This is a genomic window from Streptomyces sp. NPDC001933 (genome assembly GCF_042890955.1).
Lineage (GTDB): Bacteria > Actinomycetota > Actinomycetes > Streptomycetales > Streptomycetaceae > Streptomyces.
Genome location: NZ_JBIASS010000035.1, coordinates 1 through 17,698 on the forward strand (window position 1 = coordinate 1; position 17,698 = coordinate 17,698).

The 17,698-nt window shown below is 64.8% G+C and carries 10 protein-coding genes and 3 pseudogenes; 8 read left to right on the forward strand and 5 right to left on the reverse strand.

Features of this window, described 5'->3' with window-relative positions:
- Window positions 1-524: 524 nt before the first annotated feature.
- From ACFYY7_RS40915 to drmB, 4 genes are read left to right on the forward strand one after another with little or no spacing between them, the layout of a single operon-like run.
- The gene (locus ACFYY7_RS40915; protein ID WP_388670110.1) at window positions 525-5,234 is read left to right on the forward strand and encodes a sacsin N-terminal ATP-binding-like domain-containing protein; all 4,710 of its coding nucleotides are present in this window, start codon (window positions 525-527) and stop codon (window positions 5,232-5,234) included.
- Window positions 5,231-6,751, forward strand: coding sequence for an NERD domain-containing protein (locus tag ACFYY7_RS40920; RefSeq protein WP_388670113.1), 1,521 nt, complete (start codon window positions 5,231-5,233; stop codon window positions 6,749-6,751). The genes ACFYY7_RS40915 and ACFYY7_RS40920 overlap by 4 nt, the downstream gene beginning before the upstream one ends.
- The gene (locus tag ACFYY7_RS40925) at window positions 6,748-9,933 is read left to right on the forward strand and encodes a helicase-related protein (protein ID WP_388670116.1); all 3,186 of its coding nucleotides are present in this window, start codon (window positions 6,748-6,750) and stop codon (window positions 9,931-9,933) included. Before ACFYY7_RS40920 ends, ACFYY7_RS40925 begins: the two co-directional genes overlap by 4 nt.
- Window positions 9,914-11,722 carry a DrmB family protein gene (drmB, locus tag ACFYY7_RS40930; protein ID WP_388670119.1) on the forward strand — a complete coding sequence of 603 codons (1,809 nt, stop codon included), beginning with the start codon at window positions 9,914-9,916 and terminating at the stop codon, window positions 11,720-11,722. The genes ACFYY7_RS40925 and drmB overlap by 20 nt, the downstream gene beginning before the upstream one ends.
- A gap of 111 nt (window positions 11,723-11,833) precedes the next feature.
- Here drmB and ACFYY7_RS40935 read toward each other — a convergent pair whose 3' ends face one another.
- The 3 genes from ACFYY7_RS40935 to ACFYY7_RS40945 all read right to left on the reverse strand — a co-directional run bounded on the left by ACFYY7_RS40935 (window position 11,834) and on the right by ACFYY7_RS40945 (window position 13,557).
- Window positions 11,834-12,166 carry a hypothetical protein gene (locus ACFYY7_RS40935; protein ID WP_388670122.1) on the reverse strand — a complete coding sequence of 111 codons (333 nt, stop codon included), beginning with the start codon at window positions 12,164-12,166 and terminating at the stop codon, window positions 11,834-11,836.
- Between the two features lie 470 nt (window positions 12,167-12,636).
- Window positions 12,637-12,939 carry a hypothetical protein gene (locus tag ACFYY7_RS40940; RefSeq protein WP_388670125.1) on the reverse strand — a complete coding sequence of 101 codons (303 nt, stop codon included), beginning with the start codon at window positions 12,937-12,939 and terminating at the stop codon, window positions 12,637-12,639.
- Window positions 12,940-13,296: 357 nt separating this feature from the next.
- The gene (locus ACFYY7_RS40945) at window positions 13,297-13,557 is read right to left on the reverse strand and encodes a WhiB family transcriptional regulator (RefSeq protein WP_388670188.1); all 261 of its coding nucleotides are present in this window, start codon (window positions 13,555-13,557) and stop codon (window positions 13,297-13,299) included.
- Between ACFYY7_RS40945 and ACFYY7_RS40950 the strand changes: the two genes are divergently transcribed.
- The 3 genes and pseudogenes from ACFYY7_RS40950 to ACFYY7_RS40960 form a co-directional block, all read left to right on the forward strand.
- Complete coding sequence (locus ACFYY7_RS40950) at window positions 13,453-13,668, forward strand: hypothetical protein (protein ID WP_388670191.1); 216 nt, start codon at window positions 13,453-13,455, stop codon at window positions 13,666-13,668. The genes ACFYY7_RS40945 and ACFYY7_RS40950 overlap by 105 nt on opposite strands.
- A 624-nt stretch (window positions 13,669-14,292) precedes the next feature.
- Window positions 14,293-14,607 carry a CPCC family cysteine-rich protein gene (locus ACFYY7_RS40955; RefSeq protein WP_388670128.1) on the forward strand — a complete coding sequence of 105 codons (315 nt, stop codon included), beginning with the start codon at window positions 14,293-14,295 and terminating at the stop codon, window positions 14,605-14,607.
- Between the two features lie 158 nt (window positions 14,608-14,765).
- Window positions 14,766-15,568 (forward strand): annotated as a pseudogene (locus ACFYY7_RS40960) (IS5 family transposase); the annotation flags it as partial.
- Between the two features lie 15 nt (window positions 15,569-15,583).
- Here the strand turns inward: ACFYY7_RS40960 and ACFYY7_RS40965 are convergent.
- Window positions 15,584-16,888, reverse strand: coding sequence for a restriction endonuclease (locus ACFYY7_RS40965; protein WP_388670131.1), 1,305 nt, complete (start codon window positions 16,886-16,888; stop codon window positions 15,584-15,586).
- Between the two features lie 79 nt (window positions 16,889-16,967).
- Window positions 16,968-17,174 (reverse strand): annotated as a pseudogene (locus ACFYY7_RS40970) (IS5/IS1182 family transposase); the annotation flags it as partial.
- Between ACFYY7_RS40970 and ACFYY7_RS40975 the strand changes: the two are divergent.
- Window positions 17,171-17,517 (forward strand): annotated as a pseudogene (locus ACFYY7_RS40975) (transposase); the annotation flags it as partial. The pseudogenes ACFYY7_RS40970 and ACFYY7_RS40975 overlap by 4 nt on opposite strands.
- Window positions 17,518-17,698: the final 181 nt, after the last annotated feature.

Sequence of the window (17,698 nt, forward strand, 5' to 3'; positions counted from 1 at the left end):
AATTGCCTACTCCGCCGAGGTGGCAGCCGTAAGCGAGGAGCGCGTGGTGGACTGCCCCGTGGTCACTTCTCCGTGGTGATGGGCTGCTGCTCGCCATGGTCACGGCGGGCCGAGGCAAGGGTGCGGTGGTCCACCCGTCGCTGCGTGTTCAACTCCGTTGGCTGGGACTGAGCTGGCACATCACCCCTGCCCGAGGTCTTGGTTCTCATCACATTTGTCCGTCGCGTCGTCTAGATTCATATGTAGTCGGGACAAACGGCGTTCCACACGTCCGACCGGCATGCGGCGTCAACGTGGGGGCTGGGATTGCAAGTCTGGTATAGAGCAGGGTCACGGGATGTCGGCGTCGTCGCCGAACGAGCCACCGGGTGCTTGGGCGTCCACCTGACGGGGGAGCTTCTAGGCCTTGCCCGTGTGGCGATCTCACAGCCGACGGCGCTCGGTCGCTTGGCGGTTCAACCCAATCCGACCGGGCATATAGCTGGTCGCAACGCCGGTACTCCGGCCACGAGGTGCGCTCGCCCATGACGATGACACGACAGTCTTGGCCGCCGGACGAGAGCCTTGCGCAAGAGGTCAAGGATCAGTTCGACAGGGCCATCGCCTCCTATCAGGCGAATACGCACCTCATCTCCGAGCATGCGAACCACGAGGAGTCCATCCGGGTCGGCGGCTATGCCAATCGGACACTCCTCGAACTCGTCCAGAACGCCGCCGACGCCATGTCGGGGGCAGGCGATGATATAGGGGATTCGGCTGGCCGCGTCGAGATCGTCCTCGATGTGGAGGGACAAACCCTCTACTGCGCCAATGCAGGTCGCCCGTTCTCGAAGAGCGGGCTCACCGCCATCACGCACGCGCACCTTAGTGGCAAGCGTGGCGACGAGATCGGGCGCTTCGGCCTTGGGTTCAAGTCCGTGCTCGCCGTTTCGGATGTTCCGCAGGTGTTCAGCCGCTCGGTGTCGTTCGAGTTCAACTCACCCTCAGCTCGGGGCGAGATCACCCGGATCACGCCCACCGCGAAGCGCCATCCGATCCTTCGCACCCCGACCCTGATCGACCCGGTCGCCGCGTTCGCCGCGGATCCCGTTCTTGCAGAGCTCGCCGAGTGGGCGTCCACCGTCGTGAAACTCTCACACGCGTCAAGCCTCGGACGGATCCGCAGAGAGATGGAGGAGTTCTCCTCCGAGTTCCTCCTCTTCGCCGGTGCCGTGCGGGAGGTGAAGCTCAGGGTACTCGGTACCGACGCGTTCGAGACGAGTCACACCTCTCGCGATCTCGGCGGGGGCGTGTTCAGGATCGAGGACCCGAACGGCGGCGGCGACGAGTGGGTCGTCGAAGACCGGATGCACGAGCCGTCGCACAACGCTCGAAAGCAGGTCGGAGAGGCCGTCTCGCGTGCACAGGTGAAGGTCTCCGTGGCGATCCCGAAACGCCACGCACGACAGCGCATCGGGCGGTTCTGGTCCTACTTCCCGCTCCAAGATCAGACCTCGGCATCGGCACTCTTCAACGCTCCATGGAGTGTGAACGATGACAGGACCACGCTGCTCAAGAACGACTACAATCGAGAGATCCTCGGAACGCTGTCGGAGATGTTCGTCGGCATGTTGCCGCAGGTGGCGACGCCGGACGACCCGGCGGCCCACCTCGACTACATGCCAGCGCGAGGAAGGGAGCAGCTCTCGTTCGGCGACGAGCTGCTCTGCGCACACGTGCCGCGGAAGTCAGCGTCCCTCAATCTCGTTCCCGACGCCACGGGCGTCCTGAAGCGTGCCGCCGAACTCCGCCCGCTGGACTTCGCCGTCGAGGTCGATCCGGCCGTCCATCAAGCGTGGATCGAGTCTCCGAACACCGGATACGACGTTCCGCATTGGCGGTGCTACACGTCCCGGCAACGGTTCACGCGTCTGCGGCAGGTCTTCACTGCGTCGGTGTCCGACAGCTTGCTGGGCCGCGACGACAGGGATATGAAGCGTGCCCTGGGGGCGTTGCCGAAACGAGGGATTCTCTCCTGGTTGCGTGAGTGGGCCGAGGGAGCGGACGATGTGTCCGCCGCGAACGCGTTCAAGTTCGCGCTCGGAAGCAGAAGCCTGCCTGATACCGATCGGGCCAAGGTGATCCCCACCACCGACGGCATGCGCGCGCTTGAGGACAGGAGCACCGTCTTCCTGCGTCAGGAGGAGGGCATCGAGATCGAAGGAGCGGTCTTCGTCTCCCCCGGTTTCCTGGCACAGCCCGGGGTGGACGACGGCCTCAGGAGGTCCGGTTTCCGGGACCTGGACCCGCTCGCGATCCTCAACGCACGCCTTGCCGTTCTCTCGGGCACATCGGGCGACGACGAACTCACCAAACTCTGGGACGCCGTCATTGGAGTATCCGATCTCGCCGCGGTGAAGGCATTGGCCCACCACTCGACCACGGTCAAGGTCCCGACCCTCGATGGCGGATGGACATGGCCGCACCAGGTCTTCGACCTCGGGGAGCCCTTGGGCGACGATCACGCCAAGAGGACGCTGGACCGTCAACGCTGCACGCCCGCGGTCGCCCATCAGCTTGGGGTCGTCAGTAAGCCCGTGAAGAATTACTCCGTCGAGGACGAGCCGTGTCTTGAGCAGTACCGGGAGTGGGTCCTGGCGACCCTCAACGCAAAGCAGGGCCCCGGTGAACGGCCGATCGAGAACGTCGAGTTCTACCCCGATGAGGGTCCGGGCCCGTTCTCCATATTGCTGATCCTGCGTGACGCCGGGGCGTCGAAGCCGTTGCGCGAAACCTGGACCGTCGAGCTGCTTCAAGCCGGCGGCTCCGATTGGACCTGTGAAGATCTCGACACGGGCAGGACTCACGCTGTTCGGCCGCCGATTCGCTGGGCAGCGGACCGTGCCGGTCTGCTGCGGTCGAACCGAGGGTTTCACTCGCCGGCCGAGGTCGTTGCACCGTCTCTCGTCAGGTACGCGAACCTCTTTCCACTGTACAAAGGGCCACGGCAGGTAGCCGAAGTCCTGGAACTCCCGGACCAACTCGACGCGGTGCCACCTCGCGTTCTCAAGGAAGCACTCGAAGCAGATATGTTCGCGCCGGGCACCGAGAACACCGTGCTCGTCGAATTCATCCGAGCGGCGTGTCGCATCGCCTATCCGGGCGCCCACCCCCCCAGCATCCCCGCCAGAGTCAAGCGCGCGATCGAGCCGCGGTCTCCGTCGGCGGTGTACCTCGCCACGACGGACGATCAGGAGGAGTACCTCTCGACACGCCAGCGCCCCTACCTGAGGGTGACTGACAATCAGGTAGACGAACTCCTGAAGTCCGTGGGTTGCCGCCGGTTCGACGACAGCTTCGCGTTCTCGATGGTGATCGAAGGGGACCAGGAGAGCGAGCGGGTGGTCGACGTCTTCACCGGGCTCCGGAGCACGCACGCCGCCGACGGACTGGTCAACGCGACAATCACACGGGCGATCCAGGTGGTCAAGCGTGTGACCACGGAGAACGGTGTCGAGGACCAACCACTCCAGTGGCACCTTGACGGGCTGAATCTGGTGGCTCGCGGTGATGCCGACGAGCGCCGGCTCCTCGGCATCGTCAACGAGGCCTTCGACCTGCGCCTCACGAATGCGGACCTCGAGGGAGTCCTCAAAACGGGCCTGGACAATCGACTCCAAACACTTCGGCAGGAGGCCAAGGCCGCGTCGACCGACGCAGAGCGGCTTGATGTCTATTTCGGCCCGGACGACCTGCGCGACGCCCTTCCTAAGGGGCTTTGGCCAGCGCTCGCGGCCCAGGGTCTGGTCGATGACCGCACATCCGTCCCCGATCTCTTCCTCAAGGTGTATGGCTCGGACTCGATCAGGCTGCTCGCCGATCCGTTCCGGGAGGTCGGCTTTCCCGACGTTCCCACGAAATGGGCAGGTGGCGCGACGACCATCTCGTGGCTGAGGAAGATGGGATTCTCAGCCAAGTACGCCGGTCGTCGCACAGAACACCGGCCGCATGAGTTCATCGTCCCCGGTGCCGTGAAACTCGACCCCCTCCACGACTTCCAGCAGGAGATCAGCCAGCAGCTCAGTGCCGTGCTCACGCTTCGTGAGGCGGATGGTCGTCATCGCAAGGCAATGGTGGAGCTCCCGACCGGTGCGGGCAAGACTCGCGTTGCAGCGGAGACCGTGCTCAGGCTCTTCATGGAGAAGGGCCTTCGTGGCCCGGTGCTGTGGATCGCACAGTCGCAGGAGCTCTGTGAACAGGCCGTGCAGACCTGGAGCACGGTGTGGCGGGGGCTCGGGGACGAGCGCCCGCTGACGGTCGGGCGTCTGTGGGAGAACGGCAGCGTACACGAGCCTGACACCGAGTTCAGCGTGATCGTGGCGACGGATGCCAAACTCGATGTCATACTCGGCGACGCCGAATACGAATGGCTCAGCAATGCATCGGCGGTCATCGTCGACGAGGGGCACCGCGCGGGCGCTTCCGAGCTGTACACGCGGATCCTGAATTGGCTCGGGGTGGCCGGCCGCGGCTGGGAACGCCCCCTGGTCGGCCTTTCCGCGACGCCGTTCAAGGGCACGTCCGAGACGGCGACCGCCGCGCTTGCAAGCCGGTTCGGCAACCGCAAGCTCAGAGCCTTCGAGGGAAACGCCTACAAGGAACTCGCTGAGCGCAGAGTGCTCGCACGGGTCCAGCACGAGGTGTTGGACGGCATCAAGGTCGACCTCCGACCGGAGGAAATCGCCGAAGCCACACGACAGCGAAGGATCAGTCCGACCGTTCTGGAGCGCATCGGCCAGAACCAGGCCCGCATGTCGATCCTCGTCGAGCACATCATGAGCCTGGACGAGAACTGGCCGGTGCTGGTTTTCACCCCCAACGTCCTTTCGGCCCAGGTACTCGCCGCGACGCTGCAGTATCGCGGCATCGAAGCGGCATCGGTGAGCGGACAGACCGGTAGGCAGCAGCGCCGCGACATCATCGCGAGATTCAAGGACAACGAAATCCGCGTTCTTGCGAACTGTGATCTGCTGATCCAGGGCTTCGACGCGCCGGGCGTCCGCGCGCTCTACATCGCCCGCCCGACCTTCAGCCCGAACGCCTACATTCAGATGGCTGGTCGTGGCCTCCGCGGCCCTGCCAACGGTGGAAAGGAGGAGTGCCTGATCGTGGACATGGCGGACAACTTCGGGGACGTCACCGAGCTGCTCGGGTACCGCGAGTACGAAGACCTCTGGCAGGAGCAGCGCGCATGATCCTCGTTCCCGATCTGAAGGACATCGAGCGGAACGCCGTCAGCGATGCCGAGCGCAGAATCGCCCGTCTGCTGCGGGAGGTCGACGGCGACTCCGATGCAGTCGCCTTCCATTCGGTGAAGTTGCGCTCCCATGCCTACAAGCAGCAGGCCGAGGCGGATTTCGTCATTCTGTGGAAGAAGGTCGTGATCGTCGTCGAGGCCAAGGGCGGAGGGGTCAGCAAGCACGACGGAGTCTGGTACAGCGTCGACCGACGCAACGACTGGCACAAGCTGTCCGGCTCGCCGATGGAACAGTCGCAGTCCGCCATGTACGCGCTGAGGGACATCCTCCAAGAGGAGGGCATCGGCTGGTTCGCACACGAGGCCATCGTCATCACGCCCGACGTCGACGCTCCTCCACACGCGATCGAATGGCAGCCGACCCATTGGCTGGCCAAGGACGACATGAGCGTCACGGCATTGGCCGGTGCTCTCAACGCAGTGGCGAAGGCCGCACGGACGCCACCCGCTGGCCGGAAACTCGCAAGGACCGAGGACTTGCGGGCGCGCCTGTTCGGAGAGTTCACGAGGATGCCCGTGATCGATGCCCAGCGGGGAGCGGTCATAGAGGAGCAGAACCGCGCCACGGCGGGCCAGTCCAGAGTCCTCGCCTCGTTGGCGCGCAACCCCCGGGTCATGGTGTTCGGCGGCGCGGGCACGGGAAAGTCGCTCGTCCTGGTCGAGGCGGCCAAGCAGGAGGCGGATCAAGGACGATCCGTACTGATCACGTTCCGCTCTCCGGAGCTCCTGGGATTCTTCGCTCCACACGTGGTCGATCGCGGCATCGCCCTCATCCCATTCGAACAGCTGGGACCGGACAAGGCCTACGACGCGGTGTTCGTCGACGAGGCACAGGACCTGATGACCGCCGAGGAGATGGACACACTCGACGCGGTCGTCGTCGGTGGACGAGCCGCGGGCCGGTGGCGCATGTTCCTCGACATGAACAACCAGGCTCACGTCGACGGAGGTTTCGACGAGGACGTCTTCGAGCTCATCGCCCCCGAGGCACTCTCTGTCGACCTGGACCTCAACGTCCGGAACACCCGAGCGATCGTGCACATGGTTCAGGAGTACCTCGGAGCGGATGTCGGAGACCCGGGCATCGTCCACGGGGAGAAGGTCCAGTGGCACACGCCCGACGGGGATTCCGACATCGACCAGGCCGAGTCCGTGGCCGGGCGGTTGGTAGCCGACGGAGCCCGCAGAGACGACATCTGGATCATCAACGCGACGTCGAGCGCCGCCCCCACCGTGACGACCGACGGCTTCGTCATGACGAGCCCGAGGTACGCGAAGGGCCTGGAAGCGGAGCACGTCATCGTCTGCAACCTGCCCCCGGTCTTCGACGACACCGGGACGGCGGCCTTCTACGTCGCGGTGACACGCGCTCGTGTCTCGCTGCACATCCTCGCGTCCAAAGACGACAGGCGACGCCTCCAGCAACTCGTCCGACAGCGGTTGGTGACGCGATGATCCTGACCAGGGCGCAGAAGCGCGCGCTGAAGCACCTTCGTGCGGCCTACGTCGGACCGGACGGCGGCGACGACGAGGTCGTTTTCAACAGGCCGGATCGTCAGTACGCCGTCGGGATGTTGTTCCCGTCCGGATCGTCGGCGCCCGGCCCCGAGAAGGCCGAGCAAGAGCGTGATGTAGAAGCCGATGTGGTCCCGGGAGACGTTGAGGAAGGCGGCGCAGGCGTGCCGCTCGCCGAGGACTGGCGCCCCTCGTCCGTCGCGATTTCCTTCGTCACCGACCGGCCCACGGTCTTCTGTGACTTCTCGGGAGGGACCTACCAACCGATCACCGGGGACGGACCTCCACGTTGGCGACGCCGCCTGTTCCAGTTCGGGAAAGACAAACTGGAGCTCGCCCAGAAGATCCCTCCGAAACCGCTTGAAGCGGGTGACGTCTCGATCGAGATCGGATCGCGATGGCGCCCCTACGGCGACGCCCATCTCGTGACGGTCCACGCACGTGTGCGGTCGGAGTCGACGGGGAACGACCGGCTCGACATTGGTCGCATGCTCTTTCAGGTCTCGCTCAACGTGACGCCTGCACCTGGTGGGCGGTTCCTGGAGTACGACACGTCGAGGTCGTTCGATCTGGACGACGAGTCGACAGAACTGCGACTTCGCTACCGGGACAAAAAGGTCTACGCAGTAGGCCACGGCATGGCGGCCGACTGGGAGCTCGAAGACGGTGAGTGCACACGTGTCTTCCTTGACCCTGTGCCGGCGTTCGTCGTCCCCGCAGTCGAGACCATCGGGTTCGATACCGAGTCCGAGGCCGCAAAGGCGCTTCGTCTCGACAATCTGTCACTGATCGACGCGCGGCCGGGCGAGATCGTGCCGATGCTGGACGAGTTCGTCAGGGCCTTCTCCGATTGGGTCTCGGAGCAGGAGGGCTGTGTCGACGGCTTCGGAGCCGACGCTTCGGCCGCGCGATCGATTACCGACCGCGCTCGTAAGGCCTTGGGCCGCATGGAAGTCGGCGTCGACCTGTTGCGCGACCCGAAGCAGGAAGGGCTGAGAAGCGCCTTCGCGCTGGGCATGGCTGCAATGCGACTGCAGATGCGCCAGACCTCGGTCAAGCGTGGCGCGGAGCCGGACAGGGTGGAAGAGCCTCGATGGCGCCCTTTCCAGCTCGGCTTCCTGCTGGTTGCTCTGGCGTCCACGGTCGACGAGACACACGACGACCGGGAACTCGTCGATCTGATCTGGTTCCCCACCGGTGGTGGAAAGACGGAGGCGTACCTAGGCCTGGCGGCCATCGAAATCTTCCGTCGCCGGATCATTCATGGCACACAGGGCGCCGGAACCGCGGTGATCACTCGATACACTCTCCGTCTCCTGACGTCCCAACAGTTTCAGCGGGCGGCCTCGCTCGTCTGCGCGATGGAGCTTCTCCGACACGATGACCGGCGGGCGAAGGGCATGCCTCGGTTCTCCATCGGGCTCTGGGTCGGCAATGAGGTCACCCCCCGTACGAGGGCGGATGCCAAATCCGCCCTCGATCGCCTGCACAAGGCCGCGAGGCCCGAGGAGGCGAACGGGTTCCAGATCGAGAGCTGTCCGTGGTGCGGGGCCGCGCTTCTGCCCGAGTCGAGGTCGCACGATCTGGATCGATACGGCTTTCGTCGCGACGGCAACGACGTCGTCATCCATTGCACCAGTGGTAGCTGCCGATTCAAGGGCGAACTCCCCGTGGTCGTGGTCGACGACGTCCTGTACGAGGAGCCGCCGACCATCCTGCTTGCGACCGTGGACAAGTTCGCCCGCCTCCAGTTCAACACGAAGGCAGGCAGCCTCCTCGGCCTCGATACGCCGTTCCGGCAGCCGTCGATGATCATCCAAGACGAGCTACACCTGCTGTCGGGGCCGCTCGGCACGACGGTCGCCGTCTTCGACGCCGTAATCCAGATGCTCCTGAACAGAGGGGGTACGGCACCCAAGATCATCGCCTCGACGGCCACGATCCGCGCGTCCGAGGAACAGGTCCAAGGGCTGTACGGGCGAGGCGTCGCGCTCTACCCGCCGGCGGGGTTGCACGGCGATCGAACTTTCTTCTCCCGCCCTGTGGAGAACGGCGAGGGCCGCCTGTACATCGGCCTGATGCCGCAGTCCCTCTCACAGATGTCTGCAGTCGTCTCCGCAGCCGCACCCCTGATCGAGATCCCGGAGGTGCTGGCCCAGCAACCCGATCCGGGTACGACGCGGGACTCCTACTGGACGGCCGTGATGTACCACAACAGTCTTCGCGAGCTCGGCCGCTCGGGCACGCTGGTGGTCGATGACGTGAACGGACGGCTGGAACCGCGTGCAAACCGTCTGAGCCTGCCGTTGCGTCGTGTCCGAGCTGGCCGCGTCCTGGAACTCACCAGCCGGCGGGGCCCGGAGGAGCTCCCAAACGATCTGCGTGAGCTTGGCCGGAGTGCCGATATCACCGATCAGGCCATCGACGTCGTCCTTTCCTCGAACATGTTGTCGGTCGGCATCGACATCCCCCGCCTCGCCCTGATGCTGATGGTCGGCCAGCCGAAGACAACCGCTGAGTACATCCAGGCCACCAGCCGGGTCGGCCGTGGGGAGAACAACGGTATCGTCACGACGTTGTTCCGGTCGAACCGGGCGCGTGACCGGTCGCACTTCGAGACCTTCCGCGCCTACCACGAGGCGCTCTACCGCAACGTCGAGCCGACCAGCGTCACCCCGTGGTCGACGGCGTCCCGCGATCGGTCGTTGGCAGGCGCCCTCGTGGCACTGCTGAGGCACTCCGTGCCCGCTCTCGCCGCGAACGACTCCGCGTCCCGTCTCGACCTCGACAACGGCCGAATGCGTGGCGCGATCCAGAGGCTCGTCGCGACGTTCGTCGACCTGGTGAGCCGCTCGGAGCACATCGAAGCCGAGGAGACCGAGCAACAGGTGTGGCACCTCCTGCACGAGTGGGATCGCCGCGCAAGGCTCGCACGCGAGGTCGGAACCTCGTTGCTGTACGACTACGGGAAACCGGACGATGAGGCGCTGCTGAAACGGTTCGGGCAACGCAGGGAAGGATGGCTCGTCGCCGACTCGATGCGATCCGTCGAGCCGAACGTCGCCGTCCAGGTACGTGAGCCGTTGGAAGGAGGGGTCGGCCGTGGAGCGAATCCTGCATGACCTGCGTCTCTCGGAGACGATCACACCGTTCGGTGTAGGGGCCATCGTGGATGTACTCGGGCAATCGTTGATCGCACCCGATACGTCGTGGTGGGAGCGTCGGTACTCTCCCGAGATCAGCTGCGAACGACTTCTCGCGCGGCTGGGTGCCGGCGTCCTTCGGCAGGCGCCCGCTCATGCGGGTCGCGCCGCCAGGGAGACGGCGCATCTGCTCTACTGGCGCTTCCCGGCCTGGCGGTTCTGCGAGCGGTGCACGAAGCTCTCTCAGCTCACCGGCAAGAACAAGGGCCGCTGGAGCAACAAATGCGAGTGCGGCGGCTTGCTCGTGCCGATGCGCTACGTCGCCGTCTGCGAGAAGGGCAGCCACATCCAGGACGTTCCCTGGTTCAAGTGGGCGCACCGCGGCAATGACGAAGGTGTCACCGACGCTGTGCGGTTCTGTCGCGCGTACAAGGAACTGAAGTTCGAGCGTTCGTCACGATACGGGGAGGGTCTGTCCTCTCTCCGTGTCCACTGCAACGGGTGCAAGCGGTCCCGTCCGCTCTCCGAACTGGTCGGCAAAGCGTCGCTGCACCGCGACAACATCCGCTGCGACGGCATCCAACCGTGGGAGGAACAGAAGCCCGACAATGCCTGCGAGCATCGCCTCACCGCCGTCCAGCGCGGTGCCACCGGCAACTACATCGCCGAACGCCTCTCGGCGCTCGACATCCCCGAGGAACGCCCGCAGTCCGCGGCGAAGGCGGATCGCGTCCGCAGCCACGTCTACTTCGAGAAGGTGGTCGCCGACAACGGAGGTCCGCAAGCGGAAATGGTGGCCGGGTGGATCGCAGACGAGATCGGGGTGACGACGGAGGATGTCCTCAGCCTCGCGGCCGGTGGCGATGACTCTTCAGATACTCCGCTCCTCGATCTGAAGGACGGCGAGTGGGCCGCTTTCCTCAAGAAACTCGAGAGGGGCAGGGATCACGGCGCCGGCGACTTCGTCGTCGACGGCTGGAAGGTACCCGCAGAGTCGAAGTGGCCGTCGGCACTAACCGGCCGACTCGTCGGCGTGGGCCAGGTGCGTCGCGTCCGGGAGGTCAGAGCGCTTCGCGGCTTTCGGCGTCACAACGCCGAGGCTGACTTCATCCCCGCCGACCTCGGTCCCGACCGAAGGCGAAAGCCGGTATACCCGGCCGTCGAGATGTTCGGCGAAGGAATCTTCCTCCGGTTCGACGAGGACCGGATCTCCGAATGGGAAATCCTGCCGGAAGTCCGCAAACGGGCCGGCATCCTGGTGGAGCGGCGGCAGTCGAGTCAGTGGGCTCACCGCCTGGACGTACCCGAGCCACGCTTCATCGCCTTGCACACGATCGCTCATCTACTCATCCGCAGATTGGCGTTCGCCAGTGGCTACTCGTCGGCGGCACTTCAGGAGCGCATCTACGCCAACTCCGATCGCCGAGATCGCACTGCGGGCATCTTGATCTACACGGCCGCCGGCGACGCGCAGGGGACGCTCGGCGGACTCGTTCGACTGGGCGAACCCAACAAGATCATCCCGCTGCTGTTGGCCGCCTTGAGTGACGCAGATGTCTGCTCGAATGACCCCGTGTGCATCGAGAGTGACCATCAAGGCTCATCGCAGCTCAATATGTCGGCGTGCCACGGATGTGCACTCGTCAGCGAGACATCATGCGAGACAGGAAACCGTCTGCTGGACCGTCAGATCGTCCTCGGCGGAGCGAACGTGCCCGGTCTACTCGAGCATGTGCTCGATCAGGTTCGGCATAGGACGGGCTCGTAACGAGGTTCAAAGACGATTTCCAATGCGGCCAGTGCCCATGCTCTACGACTTGTCTCCCCCCGCCCACAACCGGTTTGTTTCGATCTCGACTGCTATCGCGAACAGTCTCTTTCAGGTGCAGTTGGTTGAGAACAGCTCATGTGCTTGCGCTGGGGACAGGCTGTCGCTTTCCTCGATGGCATTCAACAATGCAGATACCGCTTCGTCAGGGTCAGCTTGGTATCGCCTGCACATTTCACGACGGTCTGCATTGGTCATGGACAGCCATGCCAGATCCAGTGCCAAGAGCCGCTTGCTCTCGCCCACACTGCCATCCTCGTCAGTGAGGGGCGGGTCGTCAGCATCATCAATACCAGTGGACGCGGAGGGAACATCTCTAGCGGTCGAGGGGGCGTCATCATCGACGGCGGAAATGGCTGAAGCGACGATGATGACGCCAGCCAAGACTCCCGTGGTCGCGGCAATGACTTTGCCGGCCGACCATCGTGTGCCCGTGGCTGGGGCTGGGGCGGGCGCCGCCGGTTGGGCTGCGGATCTGTTTCGGCGGAGGGTGATGGTCGGTGGCATGGATGGTGCGTCCTTTGTGCCAACACGGAAGCGCTGAACGTCATTGGGCGTAAGGAGGGTAATTGTGGCGGTTTGGCCTGCGTTCTGGAACATGCGAGTGATGCCCTGTCGTTGGCGGTCCGCTTGCTCCCTCGTCTCATACCCCCATTCCCTGCTGGTGGGATTACCAGGAAAGCGGCAGCGGATGATGTAGGGGTAGGGGGTGCCGTCGGGTCGGCTACGGTCGCTGATACTCAAGGCATGTCCTCGCGTTAGCGGATCGTATGAGTGTTCACTGTCCGGGTGAAGCCGCCAACACTCCTTCACCGCGTGCAGCCTGGTAGCCGAAGCCACCAGGGTTGCAGACGTCATGGTGTCTGTGATCCGTTCTCGAATCGGATCATTCGGCGGAGGCTGGTACGCGCGGCTCCCAGTTCTTCCTCCGCCTCGGTCAACTTGGCCTCCAGTTCGGCGTTCGTCCGCTCCAGCGTGCCCCGTTCTGCGATCAAGCGTTCGCTCTGGTGGGTCAGCCCATTGATTCGGGCGCTCAGGTCGCCGACGGCCACCTGAGCGAGCTGATGGCCGAGCTGACGTTGGTCGCCTTTGAGCTTGTCGCGCTCGGTCCGCAGCGATGCAAATTCCTGACGGGCCAGCTCCAGGTCGGTCTTCACAGCATCTGCGCTAACCGACGTGCCAACAGGACCGCCAAACTGAAATCGGGCGGTTTGCTTGCCTCGTGCCGTCTGGATGTGCTCGCGTACTCCATCGGCACAGACGACGATGCGCGGCTGCCGCCGGTCTCGCGCTGGCCCTGGTGCTGCTGCGACTGCCCTTCCGCCACACCGTGCGTACGGTCGCTGGGCCCGGAGAGCGGGCCGTCGAGCGCTGGCTCCGGAACTGGCCGAAGCACTCGCCGGAGCGGTCCGGCACACCGACCGCCTGTGGCCCGGCCGCGCCGCCTGCATGGAAACCTCCCTGGGCACGGTGCTGGACGCGGCACTCATGGGGACCGTCTGCGGGGCTCCGCGTCAGCCAGTTGCCTGCCAGCCCGGACCGTCTCCGGAACGTGCTGACCGGTCGTGCTCCCTGCGGGCTGCCTCCAGCAGTTTTCGCCACGACGTCACCGTGGGGCGCCGCCGCAGGAGTGCGCGTCGTTCCCGGTCCGTCATGCCTCCCCACACACCGTGCTCGATCCGCTGATCGAGGGCATGGGCAAGGCACTCCGTGCGCACTTGGCAGCCGCTGCAGACAGCCTTCGCCCTGTTCTGGGCTGCACCTTCTACGAACAGCTCTTCAGGATCGGCAGTACGGCATACCGCCCGTTCGACCCATTCGTCGTCATCACCCGCGACCACCCGACGCTGTCCTCTCCCCGATCGGCCTGCGTCATCCCACCCTAGAACGTTGGCAGTTCGGTGACGGTACGCCAATCGAGCGAGGCATGGAACATCGGGATCCGGCAGCAACCCCTTTGAGGGAATGGGGCTTGGGGGCTTCGGGCTGGCGCAGTACCGCGTGTCTGACTGTCGCGGCATCAGGTGTCAGGCGTCGGGCCGGCCTCCCGGGACGAGAGGAAGTGGGGCCTCCCCTGTGAGCTGTCTGCGCCATGCGCGGGCCTGATGAGGGCTCTGGCGAGCCCGGACCCGGACGCGGAGGCCATCAAGGAGACAGACAGCACGCACTTCCCGGCTTGGCGCCAGCAGATTCAGAACCTCGTCGGTGTCTCCGGAGGCAGCCCGGGCGCTCCGAAGAGGGCGACGTGCAAAGGATGCAGGCGCATCAAGCCTTCATCGAAGGCGTACTGCCCGGCCTGCGTGGAGAAGATCCGGACGGGCGAGCTCAAGCCTTGAGAAGTAGCGGCTCGACTGGACCGACGAGACCGGCCTGACTGGCACGACGACTCTCCCCACCCTCGCGACTGAGGAACGATCAGGCTTCCGGTATGTAGGGTCGCCCCTTTACTGATCATTTCAGAATGAGCGACCAGCCCAGAGCTTCCTCGCGGATCATGCAACACTCGACGCGTGACAACGCCCGAAGAACCGCCCAGAGCCAGCCCACCCGGCTGCGGTCCGTATGCCTGTCCCTGTTGCCAGCTCTTGACGCTGGAAGCCCGCGGACAATTCCAGATCTGTGACGAGTGCAGCTGGGAAGACGATGGCCAGGACGACCCGAACGCCGACGAGGTCTGGGGCGGCCCCAACGGAGCGGAGAGCCTGACCGACGCACGTCGTCGCTACGCGCAGTACGTCACCACAACAAGGGCAACAGATCCGAGATCGGCAGCCAACGGCGGCCCAGGTAGGTGGCGTTCACGCCCGAACCGGCGTCGCATCTGAGTACAGGAATTGGTCCACACCGGAGATCCTCCTCAGCCTTTTCCGCCACCGCGACCATGCAGAACGGAACAGCCGTCGTGGTAGCTGTAGCCTCGTGCAGAGCCATGAGATTGGCTCAGGGCTTGGCAGTTGGGTTGGTGGACGGCAGACTTCTGCGGGTGTCGGATGATCTTGTGCCTGATGATCTGTGGGATCGTGTCGCCCCGCTGCTCCCACCCCGCCCGCCGAGGCGTCAGCGGTGCCCAGGCCGGCTGCCGGCGGATGACCGCGCTGCCTTGCGTGGGATCGTCTACGTCCTGCGCACGGGTGTGACCTGGGCCGACGTACCGGCCGAGAGGATCGGCTGCAGCGGAGTGACCTGCTGGCGGCGTCTGCGGGACTGGACCGAGGCTGGCGTGTGGCCACGCCTGCACGAGGTCCTCTTGGCACAACTCCGTAAGACCGGACTGCTCGAGATGGACGATGCCGCGATTGACGGCTCCCACGTCAGAGCCCTGAAAGGGGGGCTCACACCGGACCTTCACCGGTCGACCGCGGCCGCCCTGGCAGCAAGCACCACTTGATCACCGATCGGCGTGGGACGCCCCTCGCGGTGTCACTGACCAGCGGAAACCGGCACGATGTCACCCAGTTGATGCCCCTGCTGGACACCATCCCCCACATTCGCGGTCTGGTCGGCCGGCCCCGTCACCGGCCACGGCGCCTGTTCGCCGACCGCGGCTACGACTACGACAAGTACCGACGTCTGCTCAGAGCCTGTGGCATCACACCGAAGATCGCCCGCAAGGGCACCGCCCATGGATCCGGCCTGGGCAAGACCAGATGGGTCGTGGAGCGGACCTTCGCCTGGCTCCACCAGTTCAAACGCCTCCGGATCCGCTACGAGATACGAGCCGACCTCCACCTCGGGCTCCTCCAACTCGCCTGCAGCATCATCTGCTTGAGACGACTCCGAACCTCATTTCGAAATGACCAGTTACTCCAGGAGAATTTCTTCCGGCCGACGATTGGTCACGACTGTCTCATGGCCGCTGAGGATATGCTCAACGCAGGCTTGCAAGTCACCACCGTGATCATCACGGGCCATTTGGCGAAGCTCGCGCACCAGGTCTAGACCGTTGACCAGGATCACTGGATACTGATCTTCGACCATTTCCAGTTGCGCTGGCTCTGAGAACGATCCGGTGGTGACGTATACGCCTATCCATCCTCGGCGAAGACGAGCGACCACCCGTGCGATCTGTTCGGCAGACACCAAGCTGTCCGGCTTGATGCACTTGGCCTGGCCCAGAACGACAAGTCCAGTCCCCGCGAGCCCGTTGCCGAGATCGAGGCGCCCTACGAAGTCCGCGCCGCCGTCGCCGGACCTGCGGGTCAACCACCCTTCGAGATAGCTGTGTCCCGATCCTCTGAGCACTCGGGCAGCAACAGCAGATGCCAATGCCTCGAAGTCATGCTTGCGCCCATCAAACCGCTTGTAGACTTTCTCCAGATCGACGGCGTCTGCGCTGCCCGGTGAGGGGCGTTGGTCCTTGACCTTCGTGACGCGGGCGCGCGCCACTCGCCGGCGTAGCCGCGGCAAGGCCGAGTTCCCGTGCTTGACCCACTCGCGCCACGATCGTGGTGCCAGTTGCAGTGTCTCGTCATCCGTAGCGTCTGCGTCCCGACGTCGGCTGATCCAGTCCCAGGGCACCTCGTCGTTCTCGGGAGTGAGGTCCAAAAGGGCGACGTCGTAGACGTAGTTGACGAATGTGCTCCGCTCGTGACCGCTCCACTGCACGAGCCGTTCAGCGCGTTCCATCACACCGAGACCGCAGAACTCGACATGCCCCTTCGGCTTTCCATTGCGAGATACCGAACGGAACAGCATCAGAGGGACGGCGCAGGCCCGCTCATCAGGGGTGTGCGCCTGGTGGGCCGTGAAGGCCTCCAGTAGAACCGCGTTGCCGGTCGTGGCCCCGGGCGCTACGGCTAGGGCCGCCTTGTGGTCGCCGAAGTAGCGAACGTGGCCGTTGTCCATGTCGAAGACATCGTGCCAAGGGGTCTGCTCGCTGCCGGCCTTCCATGGGCTCGACCGGATGAGGACCAACGGGCGGCGTCCCGAACCTGCACCCTTTACCAACCGGGCCATACCGTTGATGCCCGATTCCAGCAGCGCGCGCTTCGCTCCCGGCGTGTAGGTCGCGTGGTGGAAGTTGCGGAAGCCCTCAATGAAGGTTGGCTTCGGGTCCTTGCCACTCGCGTAGCGGAAGACTTCGCCAACACGTAGGTGCTCGCCCACAATGAATCCCCCTCATCGACTCCTCAGGATCTTGCCAGACCCCTCTGACAGTGCTGGGGTAACCGTCCACATAGCACCCCTTGTAGTTCTTCGACTGCTCGGCGATCGTGTGGTCACGAGTGGGGACCAGGGTGCCGTCGACGATCAGCACAGGGCCTCTCCGGAACCTCTTGCGAGGCTGCAAGGCGAGCGAGGGCCCGAGGCGGGTGATGATCCGGTCCGCGGCGGACTTGGAAGCCCCGAACAGCGGGGCGAACTGCCGCAAGGTGAGGTTCGTCCGCCAGCCAAGGTCTGAAGCCCATGGTCGCCGGTCTCCAAACGAGACACGACCCCCACCGCGGCTGGCACTACCAACCCCGCAAGCTCCACGCGGACAAGGCATACGACATCCCCGACCTGCGGAGATGACTGCGCGGAAAACGTGTAGGCGTCCGCATAGCCCGCAAAGGAATCGAATCCAGCGAACGGCTCGGACGCCGCAGATGGGTCATCGACGCACCATGTCGTGGCTGACCGGCTACCGCCGACTCAACCACCGCTACGAACGCCACCCCCGCAACTACCTGGCCTTCCTCGGCCTCGCCGCCGCGCTCTGCTGCTACAAGCGACTCCTCCGACTCACCACATAGGACACCGTCATAGTGTGCTTGCGAAGACAGACCATGACAGCCGCAACGGGGGGACGAGATGGGCGATCTGGCCAAAGCCGTGGCGCCGAGGCATGGTTGATGTCGCCGAAGGCCGAATGAAAGGCGCAGATCCCGCCTGCTTTCCCGTCTGGTGCTGGAGCGTTGGCGACCGGGGAGAACC

Excerpts from the sequence above, each read along its gene's own strand:
- ACFYY7_RS40915 (WP_388670110.1), top strand. The coding sequence starts at position 525 with ATGACGATGACACGACAGTCTTGGCCGCCGGACGAGAGCCTTGCGCAA.
- ACFYY7_RS40920 (WP_388670113.1), top strand. The coding sequence starts at position 5,231 with ATGATCCTCGTTCCCGATCTGAAGGACATCGAGCGGAACGCCGTCAGC.
- ACFYY7_RS40925 (WP_388670116.1), top strand. The coding sequence starts at position 6,748 with ATGATCCTGACCAGGGCGCAGAAGCGCGCGCTGAAGCACCTTCGTGCG.